The following is a 24,542-nucleotide window of genomic DNA, read 5'->3' as shown; positions in this document are numbered from 1 at the left end:
TGGCTATATCGCAAAGCAATTGCATCCGGGTGAGTTGGACGCACCGATCTCGATGCGCTTATCTGCCTCTGGGTATCTTGGAGAGGCGGATGCCCAGCGCCCGCTTCGGGGATGGTGCCGCAGCTACGGCTTGATTGGCACCGGTTGATCCGATCGTTCGTGTAGAGCCTGCTGCCAGGCGCGATCGATCTGGTGCGCGGCCTCTCTACCGCCTATCTGACCCGTCGCCAGGCGGGTTGCTATGTCATTCACGACTTCGCCGGCTTCCGGTCCGAGCGCCTGATCATAGTAAAGCTGGTGGTAGCTGCTGCGGAGCAGAGTGTCGGCTACCTCTCTGACGAATGGATCGGAGACACCCAGGTCGGCTCCTGAGACGGAGGGGACCGAGTCGGCAAGCTCTGCGATCCTCGTCTGGACGGCGGGCGAGGAGAGCACGCGGAGCAGTTCCACTGCCAGGTCGGGCGCCTTGCTGTTAATGACGTAGCCGTCAGCGCCGCCGTAGGTGGCCGCTCCATCGACCCCACGGGCAGTGCCCGGCAACTCCAGACGCAAGAGCTCATTCTTCATTCTGTCAAAGCCACCCGGCCAGTTCCAGCGCATCGTGTTGAGACGCCAGTTGCCTGTGACTATCATCGCGGCTTTACCTTTGGAGAAGAGCATTCCCGCGTCCCCCTCGCCAACGGAGAGAAAGTCCGGCTGGAACGGATCGAGGTCTGCCAGCTGTCGCAGCCGGTCTCCGGCGGCGACGAAAGGTTGCGCTATGAAGCCATCCGAGCCACCAGCATAGGCCTTGGCGAAAGCGTCGCGCCCGCCGATCTGCTCCGCCAGCATTCCATAGAGGAACTGGAACTGCCAGCGGTCGCGGCCGCCGATGGCGATCGGAACGATTCCAGCGGATCGCAGCTGGTGCACGGCCCGGAGGAATCCGTCCCATGTCGCGAGTTGTTCCCTTGTGACACCGGCTTTTTCTAGAAGGGCCTTGTTTGCCCATAGCGATACAAGTTCCACGGACGACGGCACGCCGTAGACGTGACCGTCTTGAGTGAAAGATTGCAAGACCCCGGGCCGGAACTCCATAGCCCAGCCGTCAGACATATCTTTAGTTAGGTCTCGTGCGAACCCGGCGACCCTCAGCGCCTCCAGATGGCCGCCGCCCCAGGTGTGCATGATGTCGGGAGGCGTCGGCGAGCCGAGCATGGATAGCAGCCTCTCTTTGTACTCATAGTCGGGTTGGTGGGTGATCTCGACGCGGTAGCCCGGATGCGCGGCTTCGAAATCCTGGGCAAGGTTGTTCCAGAAGGCGTGGACCTGGTCGTTGCGGCTCATCGCGGCGACGCGCAAAGTGATCGGGCGGGCACCGGGCCCGCGCGATGCCACGGCGGCCACCAGATGTACGGCCGCCCGCGCGCTGGCATGTGCCATGCCCGACAGCGCCTTCCGGGCGTAATGGTTTGTCAGCCCTTGAAGCGTCGCCCGGCTCAGATAGCCGCTATCGGCCAGACCAGCCGACTTCTGGAAGGCGGCTATAGCCCCGCGCGTCCTAGGGCCGAAATTGGCGTCGATGGCCCCGCTATAGTTTCCGGAGGCTGCCAGAAGCATCTGCACGCCTGAGAGCGCATCGCGCGAGAGCCCGAGTGCGGCCTCTCCTTCAAGCGGATCGTCGGTCTCAAGGGCGGCCACCTGCTGCCCCTGAGACGCCGCCGGTCCGAGCGCTTCGGGGCGGACCACTTTTGCTTCCGCCCTCCCGGCGACGGGCGCCGGTTTGGCAGCGGGCTGCTGCGGTTGCGCAGGTGCATCCTGCGGGCGCAGTGCTTTAGTTGCGTCAGTGCTGGCTCCGGGCACCATTGCTTCCGAAGGCACCGGTGTGACGGCAGTAACAGACGTCTCCCCCACTATCAGAATGCCGGTTTTGTTCGTCAGCGAAGCGACTTTGAACCGATCAGCCTCAACGCGCTCAAGCCTAGCAGAAGCGAGGAGCGCGAATGGTCCTTCCGGGTAGGTCGCCAGAAACTTGCGGAAGTCTTCCGGATCTCGGCTTTGCCGGATCGACAGCCACACAAGAGCTTGGGTGGCGAAAGCGTTGTCTGGATTCTGCTGGTTCGCCGCGGACTCCCCTAGCACGAGATGCGCCGCCTGGTCATTGCCAGTGAATCGCTTGTAGAATTCACTGGCGGCCATCTTTTCCTCTGGATTGTCTAGAGCCCGCATCGTGTCGAGAAGTGCGACCTGAAGCTTCTCGCCGGATTCGAGTTTGGCGATTGCAGCGGGATCCGAAGGATGCATGTACACTTCGCGCAGCAGGGCTTCCTCGACCCAGGGAACCTGTGCGCCACGTGTTAGTTCGACCACCGTGCTGCGAACGCGGCGCAGCATTGTGGCGAGTTCGAGGCCCGGCCGGTCGATCCACTGCAGCAGGGCGGTCGTGTAGGGGCTGTTGCCGGCCCCGCCGTCATAGGCAACCGCTCCGGGCGCGGCGGCGAAACCGATGATCGCACCGCCGGAGTTAGGGTGTTTCACGAGCATGGCCGAGGAAGCTGAACCACTAGCGAGACCGGCGGGGGCCTTGACCGCCTTGGTGAAAGGATTATCTCGGCATGCATCGAGGATGAGGACGGTTACCTGTGGGTGGGCCTTCAACAGGCTCTCGTAAATCTCGCCGGCGCGAACCGCCGAGGGCGACAGGTCGTCGCGAGAGCGGATTTTTGCGTCAACGGGGATGAGGTAGTTTTCGCCGTCTACCTGGATCGCATGGCCCGCATAGAAGATCACTGCGATCTCGGCGGAACTCGCAGCTTCGGTAAACGCCTGCAACGATGCGCGCATGCCTCGCAGATCGGAGTCGATCGCCATGGTAACTTTGAAATCCAGCTCGCGAAGCTTTTCGGCGATCGCCGCGGAATCCTTGGGCGGATTTTCCAGCGTTCCGGCACTTTGGTACTTGCCGTTACCGATCACGAGCGCGATCCGTTGGGCAAGCGCGGAATCGGTGAAGGCAACCGATATCGCGGCGGCGAGGATCAGAGCGAGTGTGGCGGCGAGTGTGTTCTGAAATGCCAGAAACCGGAAGAGAAGGCTTGGGCGCATTCTACTGAACCCTCAGCGGTTTGATCGTGCGTCTTCCTTACCGCACCGCCGACGGACGGTAAAGAAAAAGGGGCCATCACGGCGGCTTTGAATCACATCGTTTCCGTGTAATATTACAAAATCGAGGGAATAGGCGCCCCGACGCAGTCATTGGTTTGAAATTCTGGAGCATTTCATGCCTGGCGACGAAAAGCTTTCTGCACTGACACGATCGCTGATCACGGGCGTGTCGCTCGGCGGCATCGCACTCACCCAGGTCGGCTGCGTTCCGGAATGGCGGGTCATGGCGAAAACCCAGGCCGAACGGGACGTCAATGAGGCGGAAGGCGCGATGTGCGCCACGGCACTGCAGTCCAGGTCGCCGCGTGACATTAATGCGTTCCTCAACAGCTATCCGTCTAGCCGTTGCATTGCCCCGCTCCTCGGCGCAATGCCAGCATCCGTGCTGGCGGCCTTGTCACCCTCTGCAATCGCTCGGCTGGACTCGTCGGTCCTGAGCGCGCTTCCCGCCCGCGTGCGCGTTAGCTTGCCTGGGCCCAGAACGCGCCTTGCAACCAGGAGCAGCGAACCTATACAAGCGGGAGGCGGGCGGTACTGAGTTCCCGGTCGCCTATGACGAATGCGCACTGACAAGGGAGTGATTCACTCTGCCGAGTCTGTGGTTTGTTCGGTCACGCCGTCTTTCCATGCGCTCGGTCTGAAAATGGGATTGGCTGAACGGCTGGCGGCGCGTTCCATCGCCCTAAGGGTCGCGCTTGCAGCAGATGTCGCCGCGAATGGTGGCGCAGCGGTTCTTACGTGCGGCCGCGACGATCCGGAGCACGGCGACATGCTTGCGGCGGCGGCGGCCGCGCACTTACCGACAATCTCGGTCAGCAGCAGCTGGATCAGCGGACGCCTTCGCCTTTCAGAATACCTCCCGAGCGGGCGACAGGGTGAGGACTGTCGTTTGTGGCGGTTGGTTTCTGCCTTTGGCTCGACGCTGGGCGTCGACGCAGTTGGTGCTCTTATAGCCAGCCTGCCATTGACTGGCGATCCAGTGGAAACTGCTACCCTGACGACCTTCGGAAACGTTGTGGTTAACGAATTGCCGCTTAGCTGGCTTCCTGCGGAAACCCGCCCGTCGCCGGTAACGTCCGACGAGGTGGAAGGAGCGGCCGAGCAGCTGCCCGTGGCGCTCATTTCGGGTCCATCAATCACTGCCTTTGCCGCGCTCGCCGCGGGAGTTGAGTTGATTGTAGTGGGAGAAAATTGCTTCGCCGGCCTTAGCCTGACCCATGACGTCTCGAAGCCTTCTGATCTGCCGGGCGCGTTCGCCTCCGTGTCTGGATCGCCCAGGAACCGTCGCGACGACGCCCGTCGAGCCCTCGCGCTGGAAGCGTTGCTGAACGCGCTGCCCAACCATGCCGACGCGTTGGCCGCCGCCTTGGACGAAGCTGTGACGGCGCTAGGGCGCGCGCCGCGCCGGTCTGTAAGCATCGTCATCAATAATTACAACTACGGCTCCTATTTAGGCGATGCGATTGCGACTTCGCTAAACCAGACGGTATCCGCGAGGGAAGTAATCGTCGTCGACGACGGTTCGACCGATTGCTCGCGCGAGATGATTACCGCCACGCCGGGAATTGTTTCGGTCTTCAAGACCAATGGCGGCCAAGCCTCCGCCCTAAACGAGGGATTCAAGCACGCGACCGGAGACATTGTACTTTTCCTGGACGCCGATGACCTGCTGCTTCCAAATTTGGTTGAGCAGATCGGCAAGGCATCGCTGCGCGGTGTGTCCAGATTGCAGTTCGGGCTGGAGACTGTGGACCAGGCTGGCCGGCCGATCGGGCTCTATGCGCCCGACGGACGTGATTCCGAAGGTTGGCTGTGCGGCGTGCTCGCAGCGCGCGGCATCTTTCCTTTCATGCCGACCAGTGGCAACGCCTTTCCGCGGCAAATCCTGGAGGCCGTGCTTCCGATTCCGGAGCAGGACTGGCGCCTTTGCGCCGACCTGTATCTGGTAATCGCATGCGCGACGCTGGGCGAGACAGCCGATCTCGACGAGGTGCTGGGGCAGTATCGCGTGCATGACCGAAACGGCTACTTTCGGGTCCTCGGCGCCGAGCCTTACCTGCTCCCAAAGCTTCAGGTGCAGCGTGCGCGGGCTTGGCGAGGCATCCTGCCGAAGTTGGCGCAATTCATGCCGCCCCCCCTTGCGGAGCGATTTCGCCTCGGCCTCAGGCGGCTGCTGTTGCAGGTCACGCTCGAAAGCCCGGATCGCTCGTTGACACGGATCATGAGGGACGTGGCTGGAGGGGTTGGCGACGCATTGACATCCCGTACTATGACCTTTGGCGATAGGCTACGGCGAGCGATCGAGTCATCGCGCTTGGCAATCGGCGGCCAGGCTGCGGGTGCCCATTCCATCGCCGCATTGAAACCCGAGTTGATAGATCTTGTCTATGCGGCCGGGCCCGCGAAATGGCCGCGTCTCAGCCCTGGAGAGCGTGTCGCGTTCGCCACGTCGCCGAAGGCACGCCGGATCGTCGGCGGGGGGTGGTCGCTCGGCGAAATTTCCGGATTAAGGCCGGAAGCGCCCGAAGCCTTTCTCGCTTTTCGTTTACCGGAGATCGCCGCGAACTGGCGGGCAAGGTTCGAATTCGAAATTTCCGGCGATGGGCCGGTCCGGGGCATCGAAGTGCGCCTCAACGGCGTTGCCATCGGTGATTTCAACCTTCATAGAACCGGCTCGATGGAATTCACACTGCCGCAGGAACTACTCCTGCGCTGGACGCCGATCGGTTCGGGCCCGGGAGCATACGCGGCATGCGTGAGCATGCGGGTGCCTCCCGCGCAGGCCGAACGGGTTTGCTTCCGGCTGTTAGAGATTTCTCTCGTACCGGCAGCGCCGCCGGTTGCGCCACGCATTCCCGTATCGCACGAGCTATTATTCTCACGCAAACGATCGCACGCTGGTTGGCCGCCTGAATTCTCGCGGGCCGACGGAATGCTGGTCAATGGATGGGACTGGCCGGACAGGCATGGCGTAGCGATGGCGGGTGCGCACGCAACTCTGGCATTGTCCGTGCATGAGCGTGCGCCTTACTCGCTCTGCCTTTGCCTGGCGGACGACGTCGGCTCTCCGCTCGTCGACGTGCTGCAGGTTGTCGTCAACGGCGTGATGATGGAAATCCACGAGGCCCCAGACGGGAGATCCTTTTCCGTGATGGTCTCCCAAGACATCGCCGGAATATCGGGCCGGCTCAAGGTGGAGCTTTGGCTCGGAGCCGATCCGGGAACCGGCCGATGGCCCTTTCTGCGACTCGCTTCGCTTCGAGTGGATGCGCTCACTTACGGTCGTGGCGGCACCGTCCTTAGCCCAAACATCCGCCATGACGCTGGACCCTATGCGGATGGCCCCGAGCGAGACGCGCGGGGATTAATCCCCGACGGAAAGGTAGCGTTGTTGGCGCCCGGCAACTTCCGGCTAGGCATTCCGGTGCCCGCAGGTTTTGGACCGGCGAGGCTGGCACTTTATTTGACGATGAGGGCGGCGCACACGGAGCCGGTCATGGCCAAATTGTCTGTCGGCGGACGAACCTGCCTTTACTGGTTGGGGGCCGACAATCTGATAACGGTCGACCTTCCGGAAGGGGAGGCGTGTCCGGTGCTGGAAGGCAGATTGGAAGGCGATTGGCCGTTCACGCTCGGTTCCGTTCAGCTTTTCAGGCCTGCCTCACCTGCGATCCAGCCGGATGAGGGGACTTCCGAAGCTGCGGCATCCTTCTTCGATGCTGGGACCTTGTCGCGTTTTACCGTCGCGCCCTCGGACTGGTATCCGGTGCTTGATTCGGCGCTCTGGTTTGCGGTGCATCGCACTGCCCTCAAGTTGCCGCCATTGCCTCAAGACTCGCAGTTCTTGAATGTAGCCGTGCTAACCCAGCTTCGACCGAGGCAGCATCTTCGGTTGATGTGTGGGGATGCGTACGCCGAAACCCAGATAGGCGGCCTCGAAACGCTCCGCCTGCCGATCGTGCCCTCTGACGCGAAACGCGGCCCGCTGCTGACGATCGAAGTGGATGCCGTCGTGGCCGCCATTGCCGTTGGCGCCAGCAGCCCCGGCATGCTCGGCGGCGCGATATGCGCCGTCGAGGTCGTCCGACACGCTGGACGATCGCGCGTAGCAGCCAGGCATGGACGGGCATCGGGCGACAAGGCACGGCGCAAGCTAGTGGATCAGGAAAAATGAGGGATCAGAGGCGAAGCGACGGCGGACCACCCAGTTTGAAAGCACCTGCGGATCTTACAGTAAGCGTGATCGTCACCTGCTACAACTATGGACATTTCACGCAGGACTGCCTCGAAAGCATCCTGGGCCAAACATGCCCGCCCTCCCAAGTGATCGTGGTAGACGACGGTTCCACGGATGCCACCGGCCGGGTTCTCGAGGGATACGGCAGTCGAATCGAACTGCTGAGGACCGACAATCGCGGGCAGGCAGCTGCCTTTAACGTCGGCTTCGCCCGATCGACTGGGAACATTGTGATCTTCGTCGACGCAGACGATCTGCTTCGTCCAGACGCGATCGATGTCATCCTCTACCACTGGAGCGACGATCTCGCCGTCCTCACATTCGGGCTGGAAACCATCGACGGTGCTGGTCACAGCACAGGCGTGCATGCCGCATCGATCAGATCGAGTGCGGGTGATAACCGTCCGGAATTGCTCAGTACCGGCGCTTTTTCATCTCCGCCGACATCGGGCAACGCGTTCTCGCGGCGCTTGCTCGAGCGCGTTCTGCCTATGCCTGAACCGCGCTGGCGCATCAGTGCCGACTGTTATCTCATCCGCGCGGCAGCGCTCTTCGGGCGCGCCGACCACGTGCCGCAGGTTCTGGGTTCTTATCGCATTCATGGCGGCAATAACCATGCCCAGGCGCTAGACGCCATGCCGCACCTCGCGCGCGAGTTTGCCAACAGAACCGACACCTCCGACGCGCTGTTTGATCTTGCGGAAGTCGCCGAGCGTTTTACCGAGGATCCACATGAAGCGGAGGCGCTGCGATTCCTGCTTGGCCACCGTGCCCGGAAAATTCTCGAAGAAGCGGGTGCCACGAGCCGAAGGCCTTCGCGAACATACCCACCGAGTGAAGTATCTGCGGGCCAGGAAATAGGGGTGGACCGTTCTGCGGTCGCTCGGCTGGAAAGATCGCGATGGCCGAAATTCCTACCTTTCGATCGCTGGACCGGCGTTCTCAGGGATAGGCGCGAACCCCTACGTCCTGTACCGGATCTGCTTGACGGCACGTCTTCGTCGCGATTCAGTAGTCTGGTTGAGTTCCGCATCGACCCATCGCCGGAAGCGCTGCTCCTCGCGCTCGAAATCGAACCTGCTGCTGGGGCGGACAATGGTCAGTCCTGTGCGGAGGTCAAGCTCGACGGGGAGCTTGTCTGGCACGGACAACTGAGCGATGCGATACGCGTGCGCGTACCGATCGCCTACGACCCTTGGGCGTTGGACCGATGCATCACGGTCGAGGTCTCCACTAGGGTCGGAGCCCAGCGACCGGCCGATCGTCAACCGCCTCCGCCAAGGATTCTTGGCCTGGAGGTATCGACCAAGGGAGTCAACGCGCCCGCGCCTTGTTTGTGCACGGCGGGATTGCTTCCTTTCGCGGAAGGGCTTGCCGCTGGACTCGACATCAGCGAATGGGAAACGGACAACGACGGCGGGGCAACCATGCGCGCCGAAAGTGCCAGAATGCGATTTCAGGTGGCGTCGTCGGGAAAGTTCGCAGTTGTTCTTTCTTTCGGAGAACTTCCGCCGCGCGGCTGGCTGCAGTTGCGTCAGGACGGGCGTTCCTTGTTTTCAGGCTGGCTCGGGAGCACACGAAGCTTGGTCGTGCGACTGCCCACAAACCAGGTCTCGGTCTTATCTAATGATATCGAAATCGGATTCGAGCCGGCTACCGACGCGGCGGGCGCGCTGCTTCGCATCGCCGAAATCGGATTGCTGGACCTGAGTCCGTCGGTGATTGACGATCGGAGCATTTCGCCTATCCTTAATCTAGGCGAATGCATTTTCCTCGGAATTGAGGATTCCGGCCGTGCCTTTCTAGGCTCAGGTTGGCATGTCGAGCCGGAATTGGGAGGTGCGCGCAACGTCTTAGCCGAAGCCCAGATGTCCTTTTGCACGCCAGAAATGGCAAGTGGTCTTATCCTTCGCGTCTGTATCGAACCGCTTTTCGGTCCGCTTCCAGGATTCCGCCACTTCTTCGCGGTCAGCGAGGACGGCAATATCCACACGGCCGTACAGCTCGATGGTGCCGGCGAGATCGAGATCGCGCTGCCCCGGCGATCCGGGCGCAAGCCTTCCAACCTCGTGTTTCACTCCGTGTATGTGCCCGAAACATCCGGTATGAGCGCGGCTGCGACGGTCGCAGCCTTCGTCCTGACCAGTATGGAGCTTCGAGGTCGCGAGGCGATCGACGCGCCGCCGTTTCTGCCGAAGGCGCAGGCGAGGCCGTCGCCTAGGTTCCGCTCTCTTATCGGGCAGGGCAAAGCGTTGCTTGTTTCAGATCGAGGTGCCGGCGGTATGGTAGAGCTGTCCGCGATTTGCCAGGAATTGGCCGAGTTCATCGAAACATGCGACGCGAAGGCGCTGGTCCTGCTCGCCTCGGAAAAAGGTAGTCTGGACGTCATCGTGGGCCTCGGCCATGCTGTCCAGAACGCAGAAGCGGTCGCCTTCGTGAGTGCAGTCTCTTGGACAGGCCGGCCACGTGACCGCCCCGAAGCGTCGGCATTGCGGGGATGGCTGCTGTCTTTCCTGTTTCGCCCCGCTTATCTGGCCCTTTCGCCTGACTTGGAAAGCCTGCCTGCGCCGCTTCTCTGGTTTCCGGATGGTGCGGCGGTCTATCTCGGTCGCGCGCCCGATATTCATTCCGCAGGCGCCCGTAAAACCTATCGTGCTTTTCTATTGCGTTTGCTTTCAAGTATCGACCGCGTCTTGGCACGCGCGCCTCTTGAAAGCGCCATCTACGCTTTGGCCGCTCGTTGCTTACGCGAGTTGCGCAGTACGGTCGCCATCTTCGGCGCCGGCGAATTGCGCGATCTTGTTCGGCTGCGCAGCCGATGCATCGAGCGCCTGCTGGTCCGGCACGGCGCGCACCTCGCCATGCCGCGCCGTCGCCCCCCATCCAGCGGAAAATTGCGGCTCGGTGTTCTGGTGCGCGATGTGTTGCCAAATCCCGAAGGTTGGGCACTGCTCGGCATGTACGCCGGTATCGACCGCAGTCTCTTCGAACCGGTGCTCATCCGCATGGACAAGGGGGCTGGTGGTGTCTCCGTTGGCAAGCGCTTCGAGCGCGAACTTTGCCTAAGTGGACTTTCGGTAGGCGAATCCGTCGCAGCGATCCGAGCGCTGCAACTGGATCTCTTCGTAACCGGCTGCTACGTCGCCGATTACGAGAAGACGTCGGCTATTGTCGCGCACCGGCTGGCGGAGGTTCAGATCTGGCACGCCGCGGTGTGCCCGACGACTGGTGGATTTCGCAGCTTCGATTTCGCATTGTCGTGCCGCGCCACCGAACCTGGCGAGCCACAGAGGCATTACGTCGAACAGCTGGCCTGGATCGAGGGGCCGCTCCAAAGCGCCTATGCCTTCACCGAAGAGACCCCTCGAAGAACCGCAAAGCTCCGGCAGGACCTCGGTATCGCAAGAGACGCAGTGATGCTCGTGAGCGGCGCGATGGCGCACAAGGTCGAGGACAGGCTTCTGGAAACCTGGGCGGCGATCTTGCGCGATGCACCGGCGTCTATGCTCGTACTCTGTCCATTCGCGTCCAACTGGTCGATGGATTTCGCGCCTGCCCGTTTTCGAGATCGGCTCTTGCGCTGCTTGCAAGCTGCAGGTGTTTCGGAAGAGCGGGCGGTTCTTCTGTCGACTCAGACGCCGAAGCGAGTGAGAGAGATCATGGCAAACGCCGATCTCTATCTCGATAGTTTTCCCTACACTGGAGCGACGACCGTCTGCGAAGCGCTGTCGGCAGGTACGCCTGCGTTGACTCTTGCCGGCGACTCCCTTCGCGAGTTGACAGGAACATCCTGGATTCGAGCCTTCGGACTACCTGAAATGGTCGCACACACCCCTGACGATTACCGCTTCATTGCTGCGGGGCTGGCGAACGATCGCCAGAAGTTGAGAGCGCTTCGAGACCGGCTGGGCTTGGCCTTGGCGGCTGGCCCACTCGCCCACAACGATCCGCAGCGATTCGGCCCCGAATTTTCGGCTGCGCTCGAAAAGATCGCGAGAGAGGCCGGTTGGTGGACCGAGCGCGTCCGCAATGATGAAAGCAGGGCGACTCGGGAATAGCGTGCGTCATCCGATATTCCCGGGGCCGCCGGCCGCGCCGTTTCCGCCGGTTCGGGACGAGCCACTCAGTCAAGCCACTCAGTCACGATGGTAATGCTGGCGGGCGTTGCTTTGCGTTCCAGCCAGCGAACCCATCCTATCTCCCACGGCGGCCATGGTCATCGTGCATTCATGGGAGACGGGGAGACATCGCCAACATCTTGTTCAACAAAGTCTTTCCGCAACTGGATACCTCGACCTCCCGGCATTTCCGCGACTGGTGGTGCAGCAATGAAGTTGTGAACGGTCTGATGTGCGTCGGTGGGTTACGGTTTCGGTCTTTAGGGCTGATGCTGGCGGCCGATTTCGGCCTGGCGGCGGCGTTTTTCATAGAGGTGCGAAAGTACAGAAGCCGTCAGCATGATCGCGATTGTCAAATGCGCAGGCATTGGAGATCCATAGCAATGAATGATAAACAAGAGGGCGGTCCACGAACGCAGCCCCAACCGGTGAATGGGAACAGATGCCGCCCGCGGCTGTTAGGTCGTCATGTCGAGGTCTACATTGACAGTCGAGTTGAACCGAAAGTTATCAAGGACGTTGATCTCGAATTGGCCCAGATAGATTGATTGGTCCAAACAACAATGCAGGTTCAGTAGACAACGAGGTATCATGCAGGCTGACTTGGTCTATGACGTCGGAATGAACAATGGGGATGATACCGCATATTACCTCCACCGAGGTTTTCGTGTCGTAGCCATCGAAGCTGATCCAAATCTCTGCAAAGGCGCCGTGAGCCGCTTCGGGAAAGAATTGGAAAGCGGATGTCTGCAGATCGTCAACATTGGGATCGCGGCAAAACCCGGCGTCTCAGATTTCTGGATATGCGAAGCACACAGCGTTTGGAACTCTTTTGACCGCACTATTTCATCCCGCAACGGATTGCCCCACCACAGGATCCAGGTCCCTTGCCAGACGTTCGGATGGGTCTTGGAGCAATGCGGTGTGCCATTCTACCTTAAGGTCGATATCGAAGGTAACGATTTCCTATGCATCGAAGCGTTACAAGATCGTGCCGATCTGCCGGCGTATGTCTCAGTTGAACTAGGTGACATCGATCAGTTCGTCACGAAATTGAGCGCTCTCGGCTACAGGGAATTCAAGTGCGTAAGTCAGTTCCATTTCCTCCCCTTGCAACTTCCGCCCACCCCGGAGCAGCTGGCATTGGAAGCTGGGGATACGAGCACACTGCGGCGGACACGCGATTGGGTTTTCCCGGAAGGGGCATCAGGTCCATTCGGCGAGGATACGCTTGGACGATGGCTTGATCAGGATGAAGTCCGCCGGACACACGCCCACTACTCGAAGCTCCGCGACGAGCAGACCTCAACACCGTTCTGGTTTGGTGCGAGCTTTTCGTTCTGGCTGGACCTGCACGCTCGGCGTGGGATGTCGAGCGCGGCGGGCGTTTGAACTCCTTTTTTTGACGCTCCACAGTTTACCCTGGGGGACCGTATTCTGGAAGGATATCTTCAGAAGCCCCACCGCCGGAAAGGCAAAGACACTGCATGGCCGAAGGGCGGCAGGCCATGTATAAACTTTATTCTATTCTTTTATGGAGCGGCTCGGCTTCATTCGTGTGGGGTACAGTCAGAAGGCCGGCAACACGACTCTGACCCCCAGGCGATCGAGGTCCGCCGCGAGCGTCTTTGCGTCAGTGAACAGCACCGACTGCCAGCCGGCCGCCTTGGCGCCGTCGACATTCTTCTGGCTGTCGTCGATGAACAGCGTGGCCGCGGGCTCGAGGCCGAATGCAGTCGCGTGATGGTCGTAAATGCCCCGATCCGGCTTGATCATGCCGATCTCGCCCGAAATGGTCACACCGCGCGGGCGGTTGAGGAAGTCGAAACGCTGCCGGGCTTCGGCAAGCGTGTCGGACGCAAAATTGGTCAGCATGGTGACGTCGTGGCCACTCTCGATCAGCTTGTCCATGAGCTGGACGCTGTCATCGTAAGCGTGCGGCACCATCTCGTGCCAGAGGCGGCGGAAGTTGCGGATGTTTTCGGCGTGGTCCGGGTGTTCGGCGATCAGCAACGCCTCGGCCTCTTCCCAGCTGCGGCCGCGGTCCTGCTCGATGTTCCAGTCATGCGTGCAGACATTGTCGAAAAACCACTTTCTCTCCTCGGCATCCGGAATGATACGGCTGAACGGCAGGTTCGGATCGTAATGGATCAGCACTCTGCCGATGTCGAAAACGATGTGGCGGATTTCGGTCATTCTTGTCCTCGTTCAACGCAGTTCAATGGGGGCGATGTGGGCGATTCAACGTGCGCGCTGCTTCTTCGTCGCGCCCGGTATCGCTGCTTCGATTACCTTTTTCATGACGGTGGGCAGTGCTTCGCCGGAAATTTCGTCGGCCAGCGACCAGAAATGACCCGCTGGGGCGGCGACATCGATCATCGCTTTGAAGATTTCGAGTTCGAGCGCGAAATGGGTGAAGACATGGCCAATTTTCCCGGCTGGCCGCCAGTTGCCGGGGAAGGGCGCCGCCGCCGCTGTGGTGCCGCCGTCGATCCGCGCGGTCCAGCCGGTCGTCGGCACTTCGGTCATGCCACCGAGCAGGCCCTGATCCCCACGTTTGCGCAAAAGGATGGCGCCATCGCCGCGTACGGCAACGAAAGCAGCCCCGCGCCGCAATGGTTTCTCGCCCTTCGGCAGGCGGACAGGGAAGCGTTCGGCATCGCCGGAAATAATGGCGCTGCAATCCTCGCGCAGCGGGCAGAGCCCGCAGCGCGGCCGCCGCGGCGTGCAGATCATCGCGCCGAGATCCATCATCGCCTGGGCGAAGTCGCCCGGCCTGGTCGCTGGAACCATGCGCTCGACATAGGTGCATATGTCGCCCTTGGCCTCGCTCAGCGGCGTGACGATCGAAAACAGCCGGGAAACCACCCGCTCGACATTGCCGTCGACGACCGCGGCGGGCTGGTCGAAGGCGATCGCGGCGATCGCCGCCGCCGTGTAGGCGCCGATGCCGGGCAGCTCTCTCAAGCCAGCTTGCGTATCCGGAAACCTGCCGCCTTGCCGCGCGACGAGATTGGCGCAGGCCTTGAGATTGCGCGCGCGGGAATAATAGCCGAGTCCGGCCCAGGCCTTCATGACATCTTCGGTCGCTGAAGCGGCCAACGCCTCGATATCGGGCCATTTCTCGACAAAGGCCCGGAAATAGGATTTTACCGCTTCGACCGTGGTCTGCTGCAGCATGACTTCGGAAAGCCAGACCCGGTAGGGATCGGGCCGTATGCCGCGTGCCAACTCGCGCGGCGCAATGCGCCACGGCAAGTCGCGATGATGCGCGTCGTACCAGGCGAGCAGGCGGGACGCGATCTCGCCACTTTCTCCGGATGCGGCTTTGCCGCTGTCTCCGGATGCGGTCTTGCGGGTCTGGTCGTGCAGTGCCATTGATCGAGGACTGGCCTAACCGATGCATGGTGAAGGTCGTGACTGGAGAACGCACATGGCAGGGAAAAGGCCCTTCGGCAATCCCGTTCCGGTGAGTGATCTCGCAACCCAGATCCTCGATCCGGTGCTGCGCAAGCGAGCCGGCATGTCGATCGGGCTCGTCCAGTCATGGGAGGAGATTGCCGGGCCGCGGCTTGCCAGCCGTTCGTGCCCTGAAAAGATCCAGTGGCCGCGCCGAATGCATGAAGATGATCCGTTCGAGCCGGCGGTGCTGGTCATCGCCTGCGAAGGCATGGCGGCGCTCCATCTGCAGCACGAGACCGGCGAGATCATCAACCGGGTCAACGCCTTCCTCGGCTTCAACGCTATCGGTCGGATCAGAATCGTGCAAAAGCCGGTCACGGTTGACAAAGGCCGGCTTAAACCAGGCATCCGGCCGCTGACCGCGGCCGAGAAGGTGAAGCTGTCAGGCACTGTCGGAATGATCGAGGATGATGGGCTGCGCGCCTCGCTGGAGCGGCTCGGCGCCACCATTCTCGGTCAAAAGAAAACATAATCTCGCGCTTTCGTGATCGCATAGCCAAGTTTTGGCGATTGGAATGGGGACGGCGATGCCTTAATTCGCGCCAACTCTCGCCTTTTCTAGCCTTTGCATTGCAAAATCCAACCATTGTCAGGTGATTCGTATGCCCCGTCTTCTGTCCCGCAGAAACCTCCTGTCGTCACTGGCCGCCATTCCGGCGGTGGCTCTGCTCGCCGCCTGCAGCGACTCGGGCGAGAAAGCCGTGGCGGAGGATGTGAAGCCTGCGGCCCCCGCCGATGCGATGAAGCCGGCCGATCCGGCAAAGCCGGCCGCTCCGGCCGCGGCCAAGGCGCCTGAGGCCCAGGGCACGGTGGACATGGCTGCCTTGCTGAAGCCCGGCGCACTGCCCGACATGCAGCTCGGCAAGGACGACGCGAAGGTCGCCATCGTCGAATATGCCTCGATGACCTGCCCGCACTGCGCGCATTTCCATGAAACCACGCTCCCGGCGCTGAAGACGAAATACATCGACACCGGCAAGGCCCGCCTTATCCTGCGCGAGTTCCCCTTCGATCCCAGCGCCGAGGCCGGTTTCATGCTGGCGCGCTGCTCCAAGGACAATTATTTCCCAATGGTGGACGTTCTGTTCAAGCAGCAGGCGAACTGGGCAGGTGTCGCCAATACCAAGGACGCCCTGCTGCAAATCTCCAAGATGGCCGGTTTTACACAGGAGTCGTTCGAGGCCTGCTTGACGGACCAGAAACTTCTGGACGATGTGAGGTCGGTCCAGAAGCGCGGCGCCGATGAATTCAAGGTCGACTCGACGCCGACCTTCTTTATCAACGGGAAGACCTACAAGGGGGCGCTGTCGATTGAGGAAATCTCGGCCATTATCGACCCTCTGCTCTGACGTCTCGGCAGCGCCGAAGCGGCTGCGCTTCGGCGTGCGCAACTTTTTGTTGCGCCGCGAGTTCTTGTCGCCAAACCGCGGAACACTTTTGCAGAACCCGCTTTTGGGGCGGCGCGAATGAAATTCTCGCGCCTTCGCCTGCTCGGTTTCAAATCGTTCGTCGAACCCGGTGAGTTCGTCATCGAACGCGGCCTGACCGGCATCGTCGGCCCCAACGGCTGCGGCAAGTCGAACCTTGTCGAGGCGCTGCGCTGGGTGATGGGCGAAAGCTCGTACAAGAACATGCGCGCGTCCGGCATGGACGACGTCATCTTTTCCGGTTCCGGAACGCGTCCGGCCCGCAACACCGCCGAAGTCACGCTTTTCCTCGACAACAGCGACCGTAGCGCGCCCTCGGCCTTCAACGACGCGGACGAGTTGCAGGTTTCGCGTCGCATCGAGCGCGAGGCGGGTTCGCTCTACCGCATCAACGGCAAGGAAGCCCGCGCCAAGGACGTGCAGCTGCTTTTCGCCGACCAGTCGACCGGCGCCCGTTCGCCCTCGATGGTCGGGCAGGGCCGCATCGGCGAGCTGATCCAGGCCAAGCCGCAGGCGCGTCGCGCGCTGCTGGAAGAGGCGGCCGGCATTTCGGGTCTGCACACACGTCGCCACGAGGCGGAACTGCGTCTGAAAGCGGCCGAACAGAATCTGGAACGGCTGGACGATGTCGTCGGCGAGCTGGAAAGCCAGATCGAAAGCCTGAAGCGCCAGGCTCGCCAGGCCTCGCGCTTCAAGAACCTGTCGGCCGATATCCGCAAGGCTGAAGCGACGCTGCTGCATCTGCGCTGGACGCTGGCCAAGACGCAGGAAGGCGAGGCGCGCTCGGCGCTGGCGATCGCCACGGCACTGGTCGGCGACCGCGCCGCCGCCCAGATGGCTGCCGCCAGGGAGCAAGGGATCGGCGCCCATCGGTTGCCGGACCTGCGCGACGCGGAAGCCGCCGCCGCTGCCGCCTTCCAGCGCCTGTCGATCGCCAAGACGCAGATCGAGGAAGAAGCGGGCCGCATCCGCGCCCGCCAACTGGAGCTCGACCGCCGGCTCCAGCAGCTCGACGGCGACATCGTCCGCGAGGAGCGGATGGTCCGCGACAATGCGAATATTCTTGAGCGTCTCGCCGCCGAAGAAGCTGCGCTCAACACCGAGAACGCCGGCGCCGCCGACCGCGAGGCCAGCACCCGCGCGGCGGTCGAACAGGCTGCGTCGACGCTTGCCGCCAGTGAAGCCAAACTCGCCGGGCTGACCGCCGAACGGGCGGAGGCCGCCGCTTCCCGCAACCAGATCGAACGAACGCTGCGCGACACCGCGGAGCGCCGCGACCGTTTCGCCCGCCAGCTCGCCGATGTCGACCGGGAATTGTCCGATATCGCCTCCAGGGTCGCCGGCCTGGCCGATCCCGCCGAGAAGCAACTTCTGGTTGAACAGGCGCTTGCGCTGCTCGAGGAAACCGAAGCCGCGGCGATTGCCGCCGAACAGGCTGTCGCCGAGGCGCGCGCGGCGGAGAGCGCCGCCCGCCCGCCGGTTCAGGATGCAAAGGCCGAGCTGGCGCGAATCGAAACCGAGGCCCGCACGCTGGCCAAGATCGTGAATGCGGCGAGCGGCGACCTCTTCCCGTCCGTGCTGGAGCAGATCAGCGTCGAGCGCGGCTACGAGACGGCGCTGGGCGCCGCCCTTGGCGAAGATCTCGACGTGCCGCTCGACCGCAGCGCGCCGGTGCATTGGGGCCAAAGCGAGGTCCAGCCCGGTGACGCCGCTCTGCCCGAAGGCATCAAGAGCCTTGCCAGCGTCGTCCGCGCGCCGGCTCAACTCGCCCGCCGATTGGCGCAGATAGGCATCGTCGACACTGCTGAGGGAAGACGGTTGCAGGCGCAGCTTGCTCCCGGGCAGCGGCTGGTCAGCCGCGAAGGGGCGCTCTGGCGTTGGGACGGATTCACCGCCAGCGCCGACGCGCCGACCGCCGCCGCGCAGCGGCTGGCGCAGAAAAACCGGCTGTCCGAGCTCGACGCCGAGGCGGTCCACGCGAACCGCATCCTGCGCCAGGCCGAAGAGGCCCTTGCCGATGCCGAGCAGGCGCTTGCCCAGGCGAGCGAGGCCGAGCGCAACGCCCGTCAGGCCGGGCGTGATGCCCAGCATGGGCTGGACGCCGCCCGCAACGCGCTGGCCGAGGCCGAGAAGGCCGGCGGCGAGCTGTCGAGCCGGCGCGCCGCACTTGACGAGGCGCGCGCGCGCGTCGTCGACAGCCATGAAGAGACGGCCGCGGCTTTCGTCGAGGCCGAGATGCTGCTACAAAACGCTCCCGATCTCGGTGATCTGCAGTTGCAGCTCGAACAGTCGGCCGCCAACGTCGCTCGCGACCGCGCCACCCTTGCCGATGCCCGCGCTGTCCATGAAGGCTTGAGGCGGGAAGCCGAAGCGCGCTCGCGCCGCCTCGACGCCATCGGCGCGGAACGCCGCAACTGGCTGGAGCGCGCCGAAAACGCCTCGACGCAGATCGCCGCACTCGGCGAACGCAAGGCCGAGGCCGAGGCCGAACGCGAAAGGCTGGCCGACGCACCCGACGAGATCGACGCCAAGCGGCGCGCCTTGCTGTCGCAGCTTGCCGAGGCCGAAAGCCTGCGCCAGGCCGCCGGCGACCGGTTGCAGGAAGCGGAAAACAAGCAGTCCGAACTGGACAAGGCCGCGACATCAGCGATCCAGTCGCTGGCCGAGGCGCGCGAAACCCGCGTCCGCGCCGAAGAGCGGCTGACCGCTGCCGATGAAAGACGGCTCGAGGTCGAGGCGCGCATCCAGGAAACGCTGAACACGCCGCCGCATCTGGTCATCCGCCACACCGGCCTGGAGGCCGACAGCCCGATGCCGGAGATGACTGAGATCGAGCGTCAGCTCGACCGGCTGAAGATCGAGCGCGAGCGGCTCGGCGCCGTCAATCTGCGCGCCGAGGAAGAGCAGAAGGAGCTGTCCGACCGGCTGGAGACCATCGTTTCAGAACGCGAGGACATCATCGAGGCCATCCGCAAGCTGCGGCAGGCGATCCAGAGCCTGAACCGCGAAGGCCGCGAACGGCTGCTGGCTGCCTTCGACGTGGTCAATGGCCATTTCCAGCGGCTGTTTTCGCATCTGTTCGGCGGCGGCACAGCGGAACTGCAACTGATCGAGTCCGACGATCCGCTCGAGGCCGGTCTCGAAATCCTTGCGCGGCCACCCGGCAAGAAGCCGCAGACGATGACGCTGCTTTCCGGCGGCGAGCAGGCGTTGACGGCGATGTCGCTGATCTTTGCCGTGTTCCTGACCAATCCCGCGCCGATCTGCGTGCTCGATGAGGTCGACGCACCGCTCGACGACCACAATGTCGAGCGTTTCTGCAATCTGATGGACGAAATGGCGGCCACCACCGAGACGCGCTTCGTCATCATCACGCACAACCCGATCACCATGGCCCGCATGAACCGGCTGTTCGGGGTGACCATGGCCGAGCAGGGCGTCAGCCAGCTCGTGTCGGTCGACCTGCAGGCGGCCGAGGCACTGCGCGAGGCGAGCTGACTCGTCGACCGCACAGCTTGTCGGTAGCGCCCATTGGGGCTTTCGGCTATAGCACGAATTGGACTAGGTCGGTTCCGTTCATTCCGATGTAGCGTTTTGATATTGCGGCATGATCCTTGCCGAAATCGATCTCGATTTCGCGGTCGTGTGCCAGCATATGCATGGAGAACCTTGTTGCCTGTACTTGTAACCGGAGCCGCGGGATTCATCGGCAGCCATGTTTGCCATCATCTCTTGAGCAGGGGAGAAGCGGTCGTCGGCGTCGACAATATGAACGACTATTACGATCTGGCACTCAAAAAGGGGCGTCTCGCCCGCTTGCAGCCCCACAAGGATTTTTCATTTCACCAGATCGACATCGCCGAACAGGGCGCTCTTGCTGACGCTTTGGCCGGGCAAGGCATAGTCAGGATCGTCCATCTCGCCGCTCAGGCGGGTGTGCGCCATTCACTCGACAATCCGAGGCTCTATGTCCGTTCCAATGTCGTCGGCCATCTCGAAGTGCTCGAATTCTGTCGCGCGCAGCCCGCATTCGAGCATCTGGTCTATGCCTCGTCGAGCTCGGTCTATGGCGGCAACCGCAAGGTGCCGTTCAGCGAGACCGATCAGGTCGACAAGCCCGTCTCGCTCTACGCCGCCACCAAGAAGTCCGATGAATTGATGAGCCACACCTACGCCCATCTCTTCGGGGTGCCGCAGACCGGCTTGCGATTTTTCACCGTCTACGGTCCCTGGGGCCGGCCCGACATGGCCTATTGGATTTTCACCAAGGCGATGCTCGAAGGCAAGCCGATCCGGGTGTTCAACAATGGCGAGATGTGGCGGGATTTCACTTATGTCGACGACGTGGTGAGAGCTGTCGTTGCCGTGCTCGACAGGCCGCCATCGGCTGAAGTTCCGCCGAGCAGGCTTTACAATGTCGGCAATAACCGGCCGGTGCGGCTCGGCGATTTCATCGACGCTCTGGAAAAACTGCTCGGCGTAAAAGCGATCCGCCACACCGAGCCGATGCAAAGCAGCGATGTCGAGCGGACCTATGCCGACATGACTGCGCTGGAGCGCGATTTCGGCTTCAAGCCGAGCGTTTCGACAGAAGACGGGCTGAAAAAATTCGTCGACTGGTACCGGTCGGAATGGGCTGGATCAACGACAAGGTGACTGCGGCCTGCGGGTCGTCGCGGTGCGCGCCTTTCTTCCTACGACCCCAAGGCCTCGAATCGTCACGGCCGTCACTGTCATCCTCAAATAGAAATGGATGGTTCCTGAAATTCCACTCACCTGAAAGACAGTGACGGTGGTTCTGGGACATCGACTTCGGCATCGGTGAAGAGATTCGGAAACAGCCGTTCCCTGAAATCGAGAGGAAAAGCGATCCGGACCGGTGCCTTCGGAGTATCAGATTTCAGGAAACCGCGGTGGACGAGTTCCGACAACGTGTTCCGTGCCGTGCGCTCGGATGTCTTCAGCACCAAATTGGCCTCGCCACGCGGCAGCCTGCCGTGCCGCAATACCGCCGCCACCAGATCAGGCGCCCGTTTGTCGTCAACGATATCCTTCACCAAGGCGCGATAGCGGGCCTCAAGCCGTCTGAGGTCGAACATGGTGATCGAGAACCGCACCTGGTCGAGCGCGACTGTCAGGAACCATTCGACGAAATCCTTGAGTGCTGATTCCGAAAGATTTCCTCGGCCGTCGCGGTCGCCCTGTCTGGGACTGTCTGCGTAATCCATCATGCGCTTGTATTCGCCGCGATCTTTCAACCCACGAGCGAGTCCACGAGATATCGACCATAGGCCATTGCCGCCGATTCCGGCCTTGAGCGCCATAGCGTGAGACATCAGGCGACTGACGCGGCCGTTCCCGTCTGGAAAAGGGTGGATATAGTTGAGGCGGTGATGAGCTGACGCAATCGCGATGATACGCAGGCTGGCCTGCTTTTCGGTCATCGCGTACCGTTTCTCGAAGTGCTCCATAAGGCCAACACCCTGTCAGACGATGGCGGCTGATGGCGGCCAACAACAACATCATGCTCTGGAGACGACCGGAACTCGCCAGGCACGATCTCGGCCCTGGTGCCGTCGGGTTTGTCGACGAACCGGAATTCCTCCGGCATCTCGTCGTAGAAGACGCGATGAACCCGCCGGATGAAATCGATCGAAGTCGGGCTCGGCAACTCCCCACGCAAACCGAGGCCGTCAATCATCCTCTGAACTTCGACATGCGCCTTGGCCTCCAAGGCGAGAGATCGGCGTTCAGGGTCAATCTCGGCTCCGGCCAATGCACTCTCGATGTCCCGAGGTCGGGTTTTGTGACCTTCGATCAAATTCGAATAGTAAGAATTCATGACGCGCACGAGATCGGCCAGTTCGGCAGCCGATTCCGGATGCAGGGCTCGTCCGAGTTCATCGGCCGCCTTTTGCGTCTCGATCGCGAGATCGGCCAGGACGGTCGGTACCGCGTCGTCAAAAAACAGCGGCTCAATGCGGGTAGGTGTTTCAAGCATTCTTGCCGATCTCAATCGTCTCTCAATCACCTGCAATGTAAGACATTTGAGGCCATAAGTCAGCACAATTGCCGATATCGGTTGCCGATCTCAGGCCGGCGATCAAGCCGCGAACCCGAAATGTCCCAAGTGGGCGGCCGGGCAGGGCGCGACTGGCTCCTGGAAATCATAAGTTGCCGAGCGGCGCCAGACGGTCGCGCCATCGCAGACGAACCGCTTGCCCGGGCGAGTTGTCCGCGTGTCTTCGTCGACGGTTCTCGATTGATTCCTCCAGCCGTTTGCGGCGAACCGGTCGTCGCCTCCATTCGAAGCCCCGCAGCTTCGAGCAGCCGGATGGGCTCTGCAGGTCAGCCCTTCCGTAACCAAGCCCAAGCGCGCGAAGCGATAGATTCGATTCACGCGTGTCTCAATGGCTTGTCATCGCCTCAGCCCGGCCATGAAGGTCTTTACTCGGGCAGGGTCGACCTGGTTCCACCAGACGCCGTCATGCTTCAGCGCACTGGCGATGATGATCCCATCGACGATGCCAAGGATATCGTTGGCATTGTCGGGCGTCACGCCGCTGCCGACCAGCGTCGGCAGGCCGGCGGCCTCTTTGATCATGCTGATATAGCTCAGATCCGCAGCGTGCCCGGTGCGTTGACCGGTCGCAATGATGGCGTCGGCGTCGAAGAAGACCAGATCCTTGACCAGTTCCTCCACCGGGCGGTCGGCAACGATCGCGTGCGCGCCGTGCTTGACATGCGCATCGGCGAAAACGCGGATGCCGTTGGCGCGCAGCTTGGCGCGGTAGCGTGCTGCGCGACCCGACTCGCCCTCGACAAAGCCCTCATTGGCGACATAGGCATTCGCCCATTGATTGACGCGGATGAAGCCCGCGCCGGAGGCGCTGGCGATCGCAAGGGCAGGGATCGCGGCGTTAGCGAGCACATTGATGCCGATCGGCTTGCCGAACTCGCGGCGGATACGGTCGGAAATAACCGCCATATAGGCCGCTGTCTCCGGTCCGATATCGTCAGGTTTGGCAAACGGGATGTCGCCATGATTCTCGACGATCACGCCGTCGCATCCGCCATCGAGATAAGATCTCGCATCGTCAAGACCGCGCTGATAGATCGCCTCGACCGCCTCGCCGTCATAGCGCGGCGCGCCGGGGAGCGGCGACAGGTGAACGACGCCGATCACCACCTTGGTGCGGCCGAAAAGTTCTACGAGCGCGTCGCCGCCTGATTGACCGAGTTGGGTCATGAGAGCTCCGTTTGATCGATGAGCGCCGCCATTTCAGACGCGGAAGGACAGGATATCAATGTGCCCGGGCGAGTCACCGCAATTGCGGCAGCCGCGAGCGCGAACTTCAGCGCCGGGGCAACCGACATTGCCTTGGCAAACCCGCCGGCCAGACAGCCGCAAAACACATCGCCGGCGCCGCTGGTGTCGAGCGCCTCGACACGTGGTGCCGGCAAACGAAACGATCCTCCCTGGTCCGGGCCAAGGGCGAGACAGCCTTCGGCACCGAGCGTGATCACGACTGTCTCGGCGCCTTTGGCCGCCAGCGCGTCGGCGGCGGCTGCCATGTCATCCTGGCCGGTCAGCGCTTTCGCCTCGGATTGATTCACCACCAACACCTGCGCCAGGCCGAAGTCAGGCAGAGCCGCCGCATCGATAGGGCTGGCATTCAGGACGGTGCGCGCGCCATTTTCCTGTGCTGCCCGCAGGCAGGCATCTATCGCGGCGCCTCGCAGGTTTCCTTGGCAGACAACGATGTCGCCAGACGCGATTCGGCCCGCAAGTGCGGTTTGTGCGATCGGATCGAACGCCTCGCTGCAGGCGACGCCGCTGACGATGAAGTTCTCGCCGCCGGCCCCAATGACGATGGTCGAGCGGTCGCTTGGCAGGTCGAATTCAATCGCCTCGAGGTCAGACAACTCCCTGTCGAGGCGGCTCCTGATCCATGCGCCTGCGCGGTCCTTGCCGAGCGCCGTCCAAAACGTTACCGCAGCACCCGTGCGCGCGGCCGCAACCGCCTGGTTTGCTCCCTTGCCGCCGAGGCCGTCGGCGTAGTTGCGGGCGTTCAAAGTCTCGCCGGCGGCGGGGAAGCGGCCGACGCGAAAAATTGTGTCGACGCAGGCATTGCCGACGACATGGATATGCAT

General features: G+C 62.2%; 16 protein-coding genes. 9 read left to right on the top strand and 7 right to left on the bottom strand.

The genetic code is table 11. The features are described 5' to 3' along the window. Window positions 1–123: 123 nt before the first annotated feature. Window positions 124–3,084, bottom strand: a complete 2,961-nt coding sequence (locus AC0L2K_RS05025) for an extracellular solute-binding protein (RefSeq protein WP_473530783.1) — start codon at window positions 3,082–3,084, stop codon at window positions 124–126. Between the two features lie 175 nt (window positions 3,085–3,259). On the opposite strand from AC0L2K_RS05025, the gene AC0L2K_RS05020 reads away from it, so the two are divergent. The 5 genes from AC0L2K_RS05020 (at window position 3,260) to AC0L2K_RS05000 (ending at window position 12,891) form a co-directional block, all read left to right on the top strand. Then, window positions 3,260–3,682, top strand: a complete 423-nt coding sequence (locus tag AC0L2K_RS05020) for a hypothetical protein (protein ID WP_473522518.1) — start codon at window positions 3,260–3,262, stop codon at window positions 3,680–3,682. Between the two features lie 21 nt (window positions 3,683–3,703). Continuing rightward, on the top strand, window positions 3,704–7,318 hold the full coding sequence (locus AC0L2K_RS05015) for a glycosyltransferase (RefSeq protein ID WP_473530782.1): 3,615 nt from the start codon (window positions 3,704–3,706) through the stop codon (window positions 7,316–7,318). Window positions 7,319–7,383: 65 nt separating this feature from the next. Then, entirely contained in the window at window positions 7,384–11,439 is a 4,056-nt protein-coding gene (locus AC0L2K_RS05010) for a glycosyltransferase (RefSeq protein WP_473530781.1), read from the top strand. 200 nt (window positions 11,440–11,639) lie between these two features. Next, window positions 11,640–12,047, top strand: coding sequence for a hypothetical protein (locus AC0L2K_RS05005; protein WP_473530780.1), 408 nt, complete (start codon window positions 11,640–11,642; stop codon window positions 12,045–12,047). A 43-nt stretch (window positions 12,048–12,090) separates the two neighbouring features. After that, the gene (locus AC0L2K_RS05000) at window positions 12,091–12,891 is read left to right on the top strand and encodes an FkbM family methyltransferase (RefSeq protein WP_473530779.1); all 801 of its coding nucleotides are present in this window, start codon (window positions 12,091–12,093) and stop codon (window positions 12,889–12,891) included. 177 nt (window positions 12,892–13,068) lie between these two features. Here the strand turns inward: AC0L2K_RS05000 and AC0L2K_RS04995 are convergent, their stop codons facing one another. Both AC0L2K_RS04995 and mutY read right to left on the bottom strand, forming a co-directional pair. Further along, a complete protein-coding gene (locus AC0L2K_RS04995; protein ID WP_128245128.1) occupies window positions 13,069–13,695 on the bottom strand; it encodes an HAD family hydrolase in 627 nt (208 codons plus the stop codon). A 45-nt stretch (window positions 13,696–13,740) separates the two neighbouring features. Then, window positions 13,741–14,877 carry an A/G-specific adenine glycosylase gene (mutY, locus tag AC0L2K_RS04990; protein WP_473530778.1) on the bottom strand — a complete coding sequence of 379 codons (1,137 nt, stop codon included), beginning with the start codon at window positions 14,875–14,877 and terminating at the stop codon, window positions 13,741–13,743. A gap of 55 nt (window positions 14,878–14,932) precedes the next feature. On the opposite strand from mutY, the gene AC0L2K_RS04985 reads away from it, so the two are divergent. From AC0L2K_RS04985 to AC0L2K_RS04970, 4 genes are all read left to right on the top strand, one after another. After that, window positions 14,933–15,433 (top strand): DUF721 domain-containing protein, encoded by a 501-nt coding sequence (locus tag AC0L2K_RS04985; protein WP_473530777.1) that lies wholly within the window; start codon window positions 14,933–14,935, stop codon window positions 15,431–15,433. Between the two features lie 130 nt (window positions 15,434–15,563). Beyond that, the gene (locus tag AC0L2K_RS04980; protein WP_091595939.1) at window positions 15,564–16,310 is read left to right on the top strand and encodes a DsbA family protein; all 747 of its coding nucleotides are present in this window, start codon (window positions 15,564–15,566) and stop codon (window positions 16,308–16,310) included. Window positions 16,311–16,427: 117 nt separating this feature from the next. Then, complete coding sequence (gene smc / locus AC0L2K_RS04975; RefSeq protein WP_473530776.1) at window positions 16,428–19,886, top strand: chromosome segregation protein SMC; 3,459 nt, start codon at window positions 16,428–16,430, stop codon at window positions 19,884–19,886. A 174-nt stretch (window positions 19,887–20,060) separates the two neighbouring features. After that, the gene (locus tag AC0L2K_RS04970) at window positions 20,061–21,044 is read left to right on the top strand and encodes an NAD-dependent epimerase/dehydratase family protein (protein ID WP_287341587.1); all 984 of its coding nucleotides are present in this window, start codon (window positions 20,061–20,063) and stop codon (window positions 21,042–21,044) included. Between the two features lie 116 nt (window positions 21,045–21,160). Here the strand turns inward: AC0L2K_RS04970 and AC0L2K_RS04965 are convergent, their stop codons facing one another. The 4 genes from AC0L2K_RS04965 to AC0L2K_RS04950 form a co-directional block, all read right to left on the bottom strand. Further along, entirely contained in the window at window positions 21,161–21,832 is a 672-nt protein-coding gene (locus AC0L2K_RS04965) for a Fic family protein (protein ID WP_473530775.1), read from the bottom strand. Beyond that, window positions 21,829–22,389, bottom strand: coding sequence for a Fic family protein (locus tag AC0L2K_RS04960; RefSeq protein WP_473530774.1), 561 nt, complete (start codon window positions 22,387–22,389; stop codon window positions 21,829–21,831). The genes AC0L2K_RS04965 and AC0L2K_RS04960 overlap by 4 nt, the downstream gene beginning before the upstream one ends. A 417-nt stretch (window positions 22,390–22,806) precedes the next feature. Further along, the gene (locus AC0L2K_RS04955; protein ID WP_023802732.1) at window positions 22,807–23,637 is read right to left on the bottom strand and encodes a BtpA/SgcQ family protein; all 831 of its coding nucleotides are present in this window, start codon (window positions 23,635–23,637) and stop codon (window positions 22,807–22,809) included. Next, on the bottom strand, window positions 23,634–24,542 hold the full coding sequence (locus AC0L2K_RS04950) for a PfkB family carbohydrate kinase (RefSeq protein WP_287341588.1): 909 nt from the start codon (window positions 24,540–24,542) through the stop codon (window positions 23,634–23,636). The genes AC0L2K_RS04955 and AC0L2K_RS04950 overlap by 4 nt, the downstream gene beginning before the upstream one ends.

The sequence above is a fragment of the Mesorhizobium sp. WSM4817 genome, from assembly GCF_055811135.1.
The sequence above is the reverse complement of the archived record's forward strand: the minus strand, read 5'-3'. Positions and strand labels throughout refer to the sequence as shown.